12 protein-coding genes are annotated in these 13,591 nt (G+C 63.0%); 9 read left to right on the top strand and 3 right to left on the bottom strand.

What is annotated here, in order from left to right; translation table 11 throughout:
• The first annotated feature begins 6 nt into the window (after positions 1-6).
• On the top strand, positions 7-999 hold the full coding sequence (locus tag GDH07_RS28690) for an alpha/beta hydrolase family protein (protein WP_085599144.1): 993 nt from the start codon (positions 7-9) through the stop codon (positions 997-999).
• A gap of 50 nt (positions 1,000-1,049) precedes the next feature.
• Here GDH07_RS28690 and GDH07_RS28685 read toward each other — a convergent pair whose 3' ends face one another.
• From GDH07_RS28685 to GDH07_RS28675, 3 genes are read right to left on the bottom strand one after another with little or no spacing between them, the layout of a single operon-like run.
• A complete protein-coding gene (locus GDH07_RS28685) occupies positions 1,050-1,817 on the bottom strand; it encodes a TerB family tellurite resistance protein (protein WP_085599142.1) in 768 nt (255 codons plus the stop codon).
• A 1-nt stretch (position 1,818) separates the two neighbouring features.
• On the bottom strand, positions 1,819-2,493 hold the full coding sequence (gene murU, locus GDH07_RS28680; protein WP_152899558.1) for an N-acetylmuramate alpha-1-phosphate uridylyltransferase MurU: 675 nt from the start codon (positions 2,491-2,493) through the stop codon (positions 1,819-1,821).
• Positions 2,490-3,515 (bottom strand): aminoglycoside phosphotransferase family protein, encoded by a 1,026-nt coding sequence (locus GDH07_RS28675; protein WP_152899557.1) that lies wholly within the window; start codon positions 3,513-3,515, stop codon positions 2,490-2,492. The genes murU and GDH07_RS28675 overlap by 4 nt, the downstream gene beginning before the upstream one ends.
• 131 nt (positions 3,516-3,646) lie before the next feature.
• Here GDH07_RS28675 and GDH07_RS28670 point away from each other — a divergent pair, with 131 nt between their 5' ends.
• From GDH07_RS28670 to GDH07_RS28635, 8 genes are all read left to right on the top strand, one after another.
• The gene (locus GDH07_RS28670; protein WP_152899556.1) at positions 3,647-6,478 is read left to right on the top strand and encodes an LPS-assembly protein LptD; all 2,832 of its coding nucleotides are present in this window, start codon (positions 3,647-3,649) and stop codon (positions 6,476-6,478) included.
• Complete coding sequence (surA, locus tag GDH07_RS28665) at positions 6,459-7,775, top strand: peptidylprolyl isomerase SurA (RefSeq protein WP_157836821.1); 1,317 nt, start codon at positions 6,459-6,461, stop codon at positions 7,773-7,775. Before GDH07_RS28670 ends, surA begins: the two co-directional genes overlap by 20 nt.
• Complete coding sequence (pdxA, locus tag GDH07_RS28660) at positions 7,772-8,761, top strand: 4-hydroxythreonine-4-phosphate dehydrogenase PdxA (RefSeq protein WP_085599136.1); 990 nt, start codon at positions 7,772-7,774, stop codon at positions 8,759-8,761. Before surA ends, pdxA begins: the two co-directional genes overlap by 4 nt.
• Positions 8,758-9,567: a 16S rRNA (adenine(1518)-N(6)/adenine(1519)-N(6))-dimethyltransferase RsmA gene (gene rsmA, locus GDH07_RS28655; RefSeq protein ID WP_152899555.1), complete on the top strand. Its 810-nt coding sequence runs from the start codon at positions 8,758-8,760 to the stop codon at positions 9,565-9,567. Before pdxA ends, rsmA begins: the two co-directional genes overlap by 4 nt.
• 126 nt (positions 9,568-9,693) lie before the next feature.
• Positions 9,694-10,074: a Co2+/Mg2+ efflux protein ApaG gene (gene apaG, locus GDH07_RS28650; RefSeq protein WP_022641425.1), complete on the top strand. Its 381-nt coding sequence runs from the start codon at positions 9,694-9,696 to the stop codon at positions 10,072-10,074.
• On the top strand, positions 10,074-10,934 hold the full coding sequence (locus tag GDH07_RS28645) for a symmetrical bis(5'-nucleosyl)-tetraphosphatase (protein WP_152899554.1): 861 nt from the start codon (positions 10,074-10,076) through the stop codon (positions 10,932-10,934). Before apaG ends, GDH07_RS28645 begins: the two co-directional genes overlap by 1 nt.
• 29 nt (positions 10,935-10,963) lie before the next feature.
• Positions 10,964-11,293, top strand: coding sequence for a thiosulfate sulfurtransferase GlpE (gene glpE, locus GDH07_RS28640; RefSeq protein ID WP_022641427.1), 330 nt, complete (start codon positions 10,964-10,966; stop codon positions 11,291-11,293).
• 302 nt (positions 11,294-11,595) lie between these two features.
• On the top strand, positions 11,596-13,518 hold the full coding sequence (locus GDH07_RS28635; RefSeq protein WP_011063831.1) for a PrkA family serine protein kinase: 1,923 nt from the start codon (positions 11,596-11,598) through the stop codon (positions 13,516-13,518).
• Positions 13,519-13,591 lie beyond the last annotated feature (73 nt).

Here is a 13,591-nt window from a genome sequence, read left to right as displayed (position 1 = left end):
TATCCGATGCCCCTCGTCCCCCGCTCGGCACTGCCCGTATTGTGCCTGTCGCTGATCCTGCCCTGGAGCTTTTCCGCCCACGCCGACGATCCGGCTCCCGAGGCCAAGCCTGCCGAGGAACAACCGGCACCACGCCCCGCCCTGCCCGAACGCAGCCAGGAAGATGCCACCGCCCTGGAGCGCCGCTTGCCCACCCAGGAACAGCAGCAACTGCAAGCTGGCGACAGCAGTTTCCTGGCCCTGTGGAAACCGGCCAACACCAGCGAGCCCAAGGGCGTGGTGATCATCCTCCCTGGTGCCGGGGAAAGCGCCGACTGGCCACAGGTGGTGGCGCCATTACGCAATCGCCTGCCCGACACCGACTGGGGCAGCCTGAGCCTGACCCTCCCCGATATGCAAAGCGAAGCGGCACAACCGCGAATTGTCGAGGCGGCTCCCGCGGCACCGACGGAAAGCGCCAATACCGCCAAGGACGCCAGCACCGAGGCCAAGCCCATCGAGCAGGTCGCCGGCGGAGAAGCCGATGTGGCCGATCATCCGGTCGCCGAAACCACCGAGGAGCAGGTCAAGGCCGACGCCGAGCGCATCTTCGCCCGGGTCGACGCGGCCCTGGCCTACGCCGAACAGCAGAATGCCCGCAGCATCGTGCTGCTGGGCCATGGCACCGGCGCCTATTGGGCCGCGCGCTACCTGAACGAAAAACAGCCATCGCAGGTACAGAAACTGGTGCTGGTCGAGGCCCGTTCGCCAAGCAACGGCAAGCCGCAACTGGCGGAACTGACCCCGACCTTGAAACTGGCCACTGCCGATATCTTCTATGTCGACACAGCGGTGGCGCGCAAGGAGGCACTGGAGCGACTGCAGGCCAGCAAGCGCTTGAAGCACTCGAACTTCAGCCAGATCTCCCTCAAGGCCCTGCCCGGCAACGACAGCGCCCAGCAGGAGCAGCTGTTCCGCCGGGTCCGTGGCTGGCTCAATCCGCAAAACGCCGATAACTGAAAACACCGGGGCGCCGCAGCCAGAGAAGCAGCGGCGCCCCAGCCTTGCCTTCAGCGAAAGGCCCGGCGCTGGCGCACCAGCGCATAGGCGCTGTGCAGTTCGCGGGTTTTCTCCGTGGCAGTGCGCACCTGCTCCGGCGTCGCGCCGCTACCGGCGACCTTGTCCGGGTGGTGGCGACTGAGCAGCCGCCGATAGGCACGCTTGATCTGCGCCGGCTCGGTGGTCGCCGCCACCCCCAGCAGGCGCAGGGCCTCCTGGTAGCTCATGCCGGCTTCGGCGGTGTCTCTCCTGGCGGGACCGTAGTCCTGGGCCAGCGCCTGGATCTGCTCGCTGCTCCAACCCAGCCATTTGCCCCAGGACTGGATCAACTCGCGTTCCGCCGCACCGACCCGGCCGTCGGCCCAGACCATGCGCCAGCAGGCGCGCAGCACGCCTTCGGCGGCATAGGGCTGGCTACCCAGGCGGCGCAGGTAGCCGCGCAGGTGGTCATTGCCCGACTTGCCACGGTTGAAGGCGGCGATGGCTCGGCGCTGCGCCACTTCGTTCATGTCCAGCGAACGCATTTCCTGGCGCGCCTGCTGGATATGCCCATCCACCACCCGCCCGTCGCTTTTCGCCAGGCGCCCGAGCAAGACGAACAGCAACTCATCGTTGCGCAGCGCCGGACGCCCGCCCAGGCGTTCACGTACATGTGCCCAGCTGTGCAGTTGCATGCGCCGATCCAGCGCCTGCCCCAGCAACGCACCAAGCATGGCCCCCGGAATGCTGGCTATGGCAAAACCTGCTCCGGCTCCGATCAGAGTCCCTGGCCACCACATGTCAGCGCCCCGCTTGCAGCAGGTGCTCGACCTGCGCCAGACGCTCGACGGTTCCCACATCGACCCATTGGCCGCGCATGTGCTCACCACTGACCTGGCCCCGGGCCATGGCCTCGCGCAACAGCGGCGCCAACTTGAAGGCGCCGGCGGCGCAGTGCTGGAACAGGCGAGGATGCAGCACCGAGATACCGCTGTAGGTCAGGGTCGGCGCGCCCGGCTGGCCGTCGTGCAGCAGGCCGTTTTCCAGGCAGAAGTCGCCACCGGTGGGATGGTGCGGCGGGTTGTCGACCATCACCAGGTGGGCCAGGCCATCCAGGGGCCGGCGCAGGCTGGCGAAATCGTAGTCGGTCCAGATATCGCCATTGACCACCAGGAAGGGCTCGTCGCCCAGCAACGGCAAGGCCTTGAAGATCCCGCCACCGGTCTCCAGCGGCTGGTCTTCCGCCGAATAGCGGATGCTCAGGCCCCAGCGCTGGCCGTCGCCCAGGGCATCCTCGATCTGCTGGCCAAGCCAGGCATGATTGATGACGATCTCGCGAAAACCTGCGGCCGCCAGGGCCCGCAGGTGGTATTCGATCAGAGGCACGCCGGCCACCGGCAGCAGGGGCTTGGGAGTGGTCAGGGTCAACGGGCGCATGCGCTCGCCCTTGCCCGCCGCCAGGATCATCGCCTTCATGCCTGGGCTCCTGCCGGCTGGCTCAAGCTGAACAGCAGTTGCGCCAGCTCCGACAATTCAGGCCGACGGGCCAGCACCGCTTTTATATAAGCCAGGAATCGCGGGACATCGGCCAGGTAGCGCGGCTTGCCGTCGCGGTGGCAGATGCGCGAGAAGATCCCGATCACTTTGAGGTGGCGCTGCACGCCCATCAGGTCGCTGGCCCGCAGGAACTCCTGAAAATCCTCCTGGACCGGAATGCCCAGCGCCCGGGCGCGGGTCCAGTAGTTTTCCTGCCAGAGCCGCACGCGCGATTCTGGCCAGCTGAGGAAGGCGTCCTTGAACAGGCAGGTGATGTCGTAGGTCACCGGGCCGTAGACCGCGTCCTGGAAGTCCAGCACCCCCGGGTTCGGCGTGCTGAGCATCAGGTTGCGCGGCATATAGTCGCGATGGACCAGAACCTTGGGTTGTGCCAGGGCGCTGTCGATCAACAGGTCGCTGACCCGTTGCCATTGCTGGCGCTGCTCGGCGGTAAGGGTAATGCCCAGCTCACGGCCGACGTACCACTCCGGGAACAGCTCCAGCTCGCGGCGCAGCAGGGCCACATCGTAGCTGGGCAAGGGGGCATCCATGGGCAACTGCTGGAAGGCCAGCAGCGCTTGCAATGCGTCTTCGAACAGCCCGTCGGCATTGTCTTCGTTTATTACATCCAGGTAGGTCTGGCTACCCAGGTCATTGAGCAACAGGAAGCCGCGCTCCAGGTCCTGGGCAAAAATTTTCGGCACATTGATACCGGAAGTCGCCAACAGGCCGGCGATTTCCACGAAGGGCCGGCAGTTCTCCAGGGGCGGCGGGGCATCCATCACCACAAAGCTGCGGCCTGCGCCCTGCCAACGGAAATAACGGCGGAAACTCGCGTCGCTGCTGGCCGCGACCAAGGTAGCCGGGGGCACTTCACCCCAGCCCTGTGCTGCATAGACAATCGCCAACTGTTCATCGAGCCAAACTTTCAGGTGTTGCAAGCGTACATCTTGGTCAGGCATTACAAGGGTCTCCGACGGCCCTAGCCGTCAAGCGGGTCATGCTTTATTATCCAGCATCTTTTTCAGACCATCGAGAGGCGTGCGGCCCAACACCGCGGGCAGATGGCACGCAGGAAGCCCGGACTAATAAGATGGCATTGAAATCCCCCGCGTTTCGTAAAAAATTCCCGTTGCTGGTCACCGGCGGTTTGCTGGCCCTGCAACCTCTAGCCACTTCCTTCGTGGTCGCCGCGGAACAGTACGACTGTTCGGTCTCCGCTACCGGCGGCTGGGCCTGTGCCCCCAAGACCAGTGCAGCCCAACTGCCGCCGCGCCCGGTCCACGACGCCAACTCGCTCACCTCCAGCGGCGCCACCGACAGCGGTGCGGCGCAAGATGCTGGCGACAAGCCAGTATTGGTGACCGAAGCCAAGGGTCGTGGCCTGAAGTCCCGCAGCGCGGACTACAGCCATCTCGACTGGGTACCGCGTGAGCAGCTCACTGCCGCCCAACTGGCCGAGACCGGTCCTTACTGCTCTGGTTCCTATATCGAACCGATTCGTCCTGGCATGAATGACAAGACGAAGAAAAGTGACGCACCGACCTTCATCGGCGCCAAGGCTTCGCGTTATCAGCAGGAACAACAGGTGGCGACCCTCGCCGGCGACGTGGTCATGCGCCAGGGCAGCATGCAGGTCGAAGCCGACGAGGCCAACCTGTACCAGGCCGAGAACCGCGGCGAACTGAGCGGCAACGTGCGCATCCGCGACAACGGCACGCTGATGGTCGGCGACCACGCCGACGTCCAGCTCGACACTGGCGAGGCCAAGGTCGACAACGCCGAGTACGTGATGCACAAGTCGCGGGTTCGCGGCAGTGCGCTGTATGCCAAGCGGGCGGAAAACGCCATCATCCGCCTCAAGGATGGTACGTACACTACCTGCGAACCGAACAGCAACGCCTGGCAGCTCAAGGGCAACAACATCACCTTGAACCCGGCGACCGGCTTCGGTACCGCGACCAACGTGACCCTGCGGGTCAAGGACTTCCCGGTTCTCTACACCCCGTACATCTATTTCCCGATCGACGATCGCCGTCAGTCCGGCTTCCTGCCGCCGAGCTTCGGCACCAGCAGCGACACCGGCTTCATGCTGGTCACCCCGTACTACTTCAACCTGGCCCCGAACTACGATGCCACGTTGTACCCACGCTACATGGCCAAGCGCGGCCTGCTCATGGAAGGCGAGTTCCGCTACCTGACCAAGAGCAGCGAGGGCCAGTTCGGCGCGGCGTACCTGAACGACGAGAGCGACGATCGCAGGAAGCAGACCGACTCCGAGAAAACCCGCTACCTGCTCAACTGGCAACACAAGGGTGGACTCGATTCGCGCCTGATGACCGAGGTCGACTACACCAAGATCAGCGACCCGTACTACTTCCAGGACCTGGAAACCGACCAGATCGGCGTGAAGAGTGTCGACTACGTCAACCAGCAAGGTGCGGTGACCTACCGCGGCGACGACTACACCGCACGCCTCAACGTGCAGGCGTATCAGTTGGCGACCGTGTCCAACATCACTCCGTACGACAAGCTGCCACAGATTACCTTCAATGGTGCCCTGCCCTTCCATCCGCAGGGCCTGGACTTCACCTACGAAACCGAACTGGTGCGCTTCGACCGCAGCCTGCGCAACGGCAACTACTTCGACAAGGATGGCGGGCCTTTCGATCCGGTTACCAACACCTACGGCACTCGCCGGCTGGATGCCAACGTCTCCGGCCTGGACCGTGCCAATGGTGATCGCCTGAACCTCAAGCCTGGTGTCAGCCTGCCGCTGAATTGGAGCTATGGCTACCTGACGCCATCGCTCAAGTACATGTACACCCGCTACAACCTTGACCTGGATGCCCAAGGCAAAGAGGGCATCATCACCGCGCGCCAAAATGCAGCCCTCAAAGGTACTCGCTACGTTGGCGGCGATTACAGCAGCTCGCAGAGCCGCGGCGTACCGATCGCCAGTATCGACGGCGGCTTGTACTTCGACCGCAACACCCAGTGGTTCGGCAAGGACTATCGCCAGACCCTGGAACCGCGGATGTTCTACCTCTACGTTCCGGAGAAGGATCAGCAGGACATTCCGGTATTCGATACCGGCGAGCCGACCTTCAACTACTCCTCGCTGTTCCGCGAGAACCGCTTCAGCGGTGCCGATCGTGTCGGCGACGAGAACAAGCTGTCCCTGGGTGTGACCAGCCGCTGGATCGAAGACAACGGCTTCCAGCGCCAGCGCATCAGCGTCGGCCAGGCCTTGTACTTCAAGGATCGCACCGTCCAGCTGCCAGGTATCGACTACCGAACCCGTGACGATGCGACATCCAACGTATCGCCCTACGCACTCGAGTATGAATATCGCTTCAATCGCGACTGGCGCACCACCGCCGAGTACAACTGGGACCCGGATAGCCATAGCCCGCGCTCCGGCAGCGCGATGTTCCACTACCAGCCTGAAGACAACCCGAACAAGGTGGTCAACGTCGGTTATCGCTATCGCAACGACCAGATCCGTTACGACCAGAACAGCGGTTCCTGGAAAATGGGTGGCGACTATGGCACCCCGGGCCAACCCGGCTACGTGAAGGACTACTACAAGATCCAGCAGCACGACTTCTCGACCATCTGGCCGATCGTGCCGCAGTGGAACCTGATCAGCCGCTGGCAGTACGACTACAACCGCAACCGCACGCTCGAGGCCTTCGGTGGTTTCGAATACGACAACTGCTGCTGGAAACTGCGCCTGATCAACCGTTACTGGGTCAAGTATGACGAATTCAGTCAGAACGCCCCGGAGAACGAAAAAGGCGACCGCGGCATCTTCCTCCAAATTGTTCTGAAGGGTCTCGGTGGCGTCATGGGCACCAAAGTAGAGAGCTTCCTCGACAAAGGCATCCAAGGTTATCGTGAACGTGAAGACCAAGCTTTCTGATTGTCTGCGCCCGCTGATGCTGGGCGCGCTGTTCCTGAGCACTGCGGCCAGCGCCGCGGTGCAGTCCCTCGACAAGGTCGTGGCCATCGTCGATAACGACGTGGTCATGCAGAGTCAGCTGGACCAGCGGGTAAACGAAGTCCAGCAGACCATCGCCAAGCGCGGCGGCGGCATGCCCCCTGCCAGCGTCCTGGAACAGCAAGTACTGGAGCGCCTGATCGTCGAGAACCTGCAACTGCAGATCGGCGAGCGTTCCGGTATCCGCATCACCGACGAAGAACTGAACCAGGCCATTGGTACCATCGCCCAGCGCAACAACATGAGCGTCGAGCAGTTCCGTGCCGCCCTGGCCCGTGACGGCCTGTCTTATCAAGATGCCCGCGAGCAGGTACGCCGCGAGATGGTCATCAGCCGCGTGCGCCAACGCCGTGTGGCCGAGCGCATCCAGGTATCGGAGCAGGAAGTGAAGAACTTCCTCGCCTCGGACCTGGGCAAGATGCAGCTCTCCGAAGAACTGCACCTGGCCAACATCCTGATCCCGACTCCGGAAAGCGCCAGCTCCGAAGCCATCCAGGGCGCTGCCCGCCAGGCCATGGAGGTGTACCAGCAGCTCAAGCAGGGCGCCGACTTCGCCCAGCTGGCCATCGCCCGCTCCGGCAGCGACAACGCCCTGGAAGGCGGTGACATGGGCTGGCGCAAGGCCGCACAACTGCCACCTCCATTCGACCGTGAACTGAGCGCGATGTCGGTTGGCGACATCACCCAGCCGGCTCGTACTCCTGGCGGCTTCATCATCCTCAAGCTGCTGGACAAGCGTGGCGGTGGCAACCAGGTGCGCGACGAAGTGCATGTGCGCCACATCCTGATCAAGCCTAGCGAGATCCGTAGCGAAGAAGAGACCAAGCGCCTGGCGCAGAAGCTCTACGAGCGCATCACTGCCGGTGAAGACTTCGCCGAACTGGCCAAGAGCTACTCGGAAGATCCGGGCTCGGCACTCAACGGTGGCGACCTCAACTGGATCGACCCGAACGCCCTGGTGCCGGAGTTCCGCGAAGTGATGGCCAAGACCCAGCAGGGCCAGCTGTCCAAGCCGTTCAAGAGCCCTTATGGCTGGCATGTACTGGAAGTCCTTGGCCGTCGCGCCACCGACAGCACCAGCCAGGCCCGCGAGCAGCAAGCCATGACCGTCCTGCGTAACCGCAAGTACGACGAAGAGCTGCAGACCTGGTTGCGGCAGATCCGCGACGAGGCCTACGTTGAAATCAAGCTGCCTGGCGCTGAACAGGCGGCACAGTGAAACCCGCACGCTTCGCCCTGACACCCGGCGAGCCGGCGGGTATAGGCCCCGACCTATGCCTGCTGCTCGCCTCGCAACCCCAGCCCCACCCCCTGATTGCCATTACCAGCCGCGACCTGCTCCTCGAGCGGGCCGCGCAACTGGGAGTGGCCGTCACCCTACTGTCGGTGGACCCGGAGCACTTGCCGGATGCTCCGGCAGCAGCGGGCAGCCTCTATGTCTGGGATACCCCCCTGGGTAAACCCGTAGCCAGCGGCCAACTGGACCAGGCCAATGCCGCCTTCGTCCTGCAGACCCTGACGCGTGCCGGCCAGGGTTGCCTGGACGGTCGCTTCGCCGGGATGATCACCGCTCCCGTACACAAGGGCGTGATCAACGATTCCGGGATCGCCTTTTCCGGGCATACCGAGTTCCTCGCGGACCTGACCCAGACCCAGCAGGTGGTCATGATGCTGGCCACCCGCGGCTTGCGCGTGGCACTGGTGACCACCCACCTGCCGCTGCGGGATATCGCCGATGCGATCACCCCCGAGCGCCTGGAACGGGTCACGCGGATCCTGCATGCCGACCTGCAACAGAAGTTCGGCATCGCCCAGCCGCGAATCCTGGTCTGCGGGCTCAACCCCCATGCCGGCGAAGGCGGCCACCTGGGCCGCGAAGAAATCGACATCATCGAACCTACCCTGGAGCGTCTGCGCCAAGAAGGCATGGACCTGCGCGGTCCGCTGCCGGCCGACACTCTGTTTACCCCCAAATATCTGGAGCACTGCGATGCAGTGCTGGCGATGTACCACGACCAGGGCCTGCCCGTGCTGAAGTACAAAGGCTTCGGCGCTGCCGTCAACGTGACACTAGGCTTGCCGATCATCCGCACCTCAGTCGACCACGGCACCGCACTGGACCTGGCCGGCAGCGGCAGGATCGATACCGGCAGCCTGCAGGTCGCCCTGGAAACCGCCTACCAGATGGCCGAGAACCGTATATGAGCGAGCAATACCAACACCGGGCGCGCAAGCGCTTCGGTCAGAACTTCCTGCATGACGCCGGCGTCATCGACCGCATCCTGCGGGCCATCAACGCCAAGCCCCAGGACCGCATGCTGGAAATCGGCCCGGGCCAGGGGGCCCTCACCGAGGGCCTGCTGGGCAGCGGCGCGCAACTGGACGTGGTGGAGCTGGACAAGGACCTGGTGCCGATCCTCAACCAGCAGTTCGCTGGCCGCGGCAACTTCAAGCTGCACCAGGGCGATGCCCTGAAGTTCGACTTCAACACCCTGGGTGCCGCGCCAGGCAGCCTGCGGGTGGTGGGCAACCTGCCCTACAACATCTCCACGCCGCTGATCTTCCATTTGCTGCACAACGCGGGCCTGATCCGCGACATGCATTTCATGCTGCAGAAGGAAGTGGTGGAGCGCCTGGCCGCCGGCCCAGGCGGTGGCGACTGGGGTCGCTTGTCGATCATGGTCCAGTACCACTGCCGCGTGGAACACCTGTTCAATGTCGGCCCTGGCGCCTTCAACCCGCCGCCGAAAGTCGATTCGGCAATCGTGCGCCTGGTACCCCACGCAGTGCTGCCGCACCCGGCCAAGGACCATCGGTTGCTGGAACGCATCGTTCGCGAAGCCTTCAACCAGCGTCGCAAGACCCTGCGCAACACCCTCAAGGCCCTCCTGAGCAATGCCGAGATCGAAGCCGCCGGCGTCGACGGCAGCCTGCGCCCTGAACAGCTGGACCTGGCCGCGTTCGTGCGCCTGGCCGACCAACTGGCCGACCAGGCCAAGCCCACCAGCTGAGCAACCCCACCCAGCGCCAGCGGGTAGGACGCCAACCAGGATGTCTGGTGTCCTACCCGCTACTTGACCTAGACTGACCTGCGTCAATCCTGTCCCGCGCCCCGCTTTGCTTTAAAGGCCCTTTGCATGTCCGATCCCCGCTATCAGATCGACGTCAGCGTCGTCACTCGCTTCCTGGCAGACCAGTCGCAACCCGAGCACAACCGTTTCGCCTTCGCCTACACCATCACCGTGCAGAACAACGGCCTGCTGCCAGCCAAGTTGCTGTCCCGGCACTGGGTGATCACCGATGGCGACGGGCATGTGGAAGAGGTACGCGGTGCCGGCGTGGTTGGCCAGCAACCGTTGATCGCCGTCGGCAAGAGCCACACCTACAGCAGCGGCACAGTCATGACCACCCAGGTCGGGAACATGCAGGGCAGCTACCAGATGCTGGCCGAGGACGGCAAACAGTTCGACGCCATCATCGCGCCCTTCCGCCTCGCGGTCCCCGGGGCACTGCACTGATGGCAACCTACGCCGTTGGCGACCTGCAAGGCTGCCTGGAACCGCTGCAGTGCCTGTTGGAGCAGGTAGACTTCGCCCCCACCCGGGACCGCCTGTGGCTGGTCGGCGACCTGGTCAATCGCGGCCCACAGTCCCTGGAGACCCTGCGTTATCTCTACTCCATCCGTGAGTCGCTGGTCTGCGTACTGGGCAACCACGACCTGCACCTGCTGGCCGCATGGCGCAATATCGAGCGCCTGAAGAAGTCCGATACCCTGCGCGAAATCCTGCAAGCCCCGGACTGCGAGGAACTGCTGCAATGGCTGCGCCAGCAGCAGCTGATGCACTACGACGAAACCCGCAACGTCGCCATGGTGCATGCCGGCATCGCTCCGCAATGGTCCTTGAAGAAGGCGCTCAAGTACGCAGCGGAAGTCGAGCAGGCACTGCGTGACGACAACCTCTTCGAGCCCTTCCTGGACGGCATGTACGGCAACGACCCAGCGAAATGGGACAGCGAGCTCAAGGGTGTCACCCGCTTGCGGGTCATCACCAACTACTTCACGCGCATGCGCTTCTGCACCAGCGACGGCAAGCTCGACCTCAAGACCAAGGAGGGCCTGGATACCGCGCCTGCCGGCTATGCCCCCTGGTTCAGCCACAAGGAACGCAAGACCCGGGAGTTGAAGATCATCTTCGGCCACTGGGCGGCCCTGGAAGGCCAGTGCAACGAACCGGGCGTCTTCGCCCTGGACAGCGGTTGTGTCTGGGGCGGCTCCATGACCCTGATGAACCTCGATACCGGCCTGCGCCTGACCTGCGACTGCGATGCCCATGGCCATGCAGCACCCGCCCCCATCCCTACCCCGCCCGTCGCCTAGACGGCGCCGACCCAACCCAGGAGTCCGCCATGAGCGAATTCAAACGCATCCCTCCAGAACAGGCCCAGGCCCTGCGCGAACAAGGCGCCGTCGTGGTGGATATCCGTGACCCGCAAACCTACGCCCTGAACCACATCAGCGGTTCGCTGCACCTGGACAACCACTCCATCTCGGACTTCATTCGCAACGCCGACCTGGACGCCCCGCTGGTGGTGGTGTGCTACCACGGCAACTCCAGCCAGAGCGCTGCGGCCTACCTGGTCAGCCAGGGTTTCTCCGACGTCTACAGCCTCGATGGCGGTTTCGAGCTGTGGCGCAGCACCTATCCTGCGGAAACCGCCCGGGACAACGCCGAATAATTTTTTTCCACCGCTCTAGCCCGCGTACTACGTGGGCTGACGCGCCACCAGACGAACGGTAGCGTGTAACTAATCCGCCATCTCGCCTTGACCTCTGCGATTCCGAACTATCCTTAGCCACAGGCCATCCAAATCAGGGGAGAGCCGGTACACCGGCGAGCGGGTCATCGGTACTAGCTTTCAAGCTCGATAGCTTTGAAAGTGTTCTGGGGGGTAAACAGCAACTGGAACTTCATCAGTTGCATGCCAGCACTTGACTGACTGATCCGCGGCCGGCTCCACGTATCGAGCGAGGTGACGTCATGAGTATTTTTAGCCACTTCCAACAACGCTTCGAATCCACGCGCCAGGAAGAGTTTTCCCTGCAGGAATACCTCGAACTGTGCAAGAAGGATCGCAGCGCCTATGCCTCGGCCGCAGAACGCCTGCTATTGGCCATTGGCGAACCCGAGCTGCTGGACACCTCGACCAACTCGAGGCTGTCGCGAATCTTTTCCAACAAAGTGATCCGGCGCTATCCGGCCTTTGAAGACTTCCATGGCATGGAAGAATGCATCGACCAGATCGTTTCCTATTTCCGCCATGCCGCCCAGGGCCTGGAAGAGAAGAAACAGATCCTCTACCTGCTGGGCCCGGTTGGCGGCGGTAAATCGTCCCTGGCCGAAAAGCTCAAGCAACTGATCGAGAAGGTGCCCTTCTACGCCATCAAGGGCTCGCCCGTCTTCGAGTCGCCACTAGGGCTGTTCAACGCCACGGAAGATGGCGCCATCCTGGAGGAAGACTTCGGCATTCCACGGCGCTACCTGAACACCATCATGTCGCCCTGGGCGACCAAGCGCCTGTCGGAGTTCGGTGGCGACATCAGCCAGTTCCGCGTGGTGAAGCTGTATCCATCGATCCTCAACCAGATCGCCGTGGCCAAGACCGAGCCTGGCGACGAGAACAACCAGGACATCTCGGCCCTGGTGGGCAAGGTGGATATCCGCAAGCTCGAGGAGTTCCCGCAGAACGACGCCGATGCCTACAGCTATTCCGGGGCGCTGTGCCGGGCCAACCAGGGCCTGATGGAATTCGTCGAGATGTTCAAGGCCCCCATCAAGGTCCTGCACCCGCTGCTGACCGCGACCCAGGAAGGCAACTACAACAGCACCGAGGGCCTGGGGGCGATTCCGTTCACCGGCATCCTCTTGGCTCACTCCAACGAGTCGGAGTGGCACACCTTCCGCAACAACAAGAACAACGAGGCCTTCATCGACCGGATCTATATCGTCAAGGTGCCGTACTGCCTGCGCGTGACCGACGAAGTGAAGATCTACGACAAGCTGCTGTTCAACAGTTCCCTGGCCAAGGCCCATTGCGCCCCGGACACCCTGAAGATGCTCGCGCAGTTCACCGTGCTCTCACGCCTCAAGGAGCCAGAGAACTCCAACATCTATTCCAAGATGCGGGTCTACGACGGGGAAAACCTCAAGGACACCGATCCCAAGGCCAAGTCGATCCAGGAGTACCGCGACAGCGCCGGTGTCGACGAGGGCATGAACGGCCTGTCGACGCGCTTCGCCTTCAAGATCCTGTCCAAGGTCTTCAACTTCGACCCCCACGAAGTGGCGGCCAACCCGGTACACCTGCTGTATGTGCTGGAGCAGCAGATCGAACAGGAGCAGTTCCAGGCTGAAACCCGCGAGCGCTACCTGCGCTTCCTCAAGGAATACCTGGCGCCGCGCTACATCGAGTTCATCGGCAAGGAAATCCAGACGGCCTACCTGGAGTCCTACAGCGAGTACGGCCAGAACATCTTCGACCGCTACGTGCTGTACGCGGACTTCTGGATCCAGGACCAGGAATACCGCGATCCGGAGACCGGCGAAATCCTCAACCGCGTAGCGCTCAACGAAGAACTGGAAAAAATCGAGAAACCGGCGGGCATCAGCAACCCGAAAGACTTCCGCAACGAGATCGTCAACTTCGTGCTGCGCGCCCGGGCCAACAACAACGGCAAGAACCCCACCTGGCTCAGCTACGAGAAACTGCGGGTGGTTATCGAGAAGAAGATGTTCTCCAACACCGAGGACCTGTTGCCGGTCATCAGCTTCAACGCCAAGGCCAGCAAGGAGGATCAACAGAAACACAACGACTTCGTCACCCGGATGGTGGAGCGTGGCTACACCGACAAGCAGGTACGCCTGCTGTCGGAATGGTACCTGCGGGTCAGGAAATCGCAATAAAGCGGCAAGCGACAAGCCGCAAGCTGCAAGTCGTCCGGCGTCGGGTTCGAACCCGCGCCGCGGCTTGCGGCAG

This window comes from Pseudomonas piscis (genome assembly GCF_009380155.1).
GTDB lineage: Bacteria > Pseudomonadota > Gammaproteobacteria > Pseudomonadales > Pseudomonadaceae > Aquipseudomonas > Aquipseudomonas piscis.
This window is presented reverse-complemented; position numbering and strand designations above follow the sequence as displayed.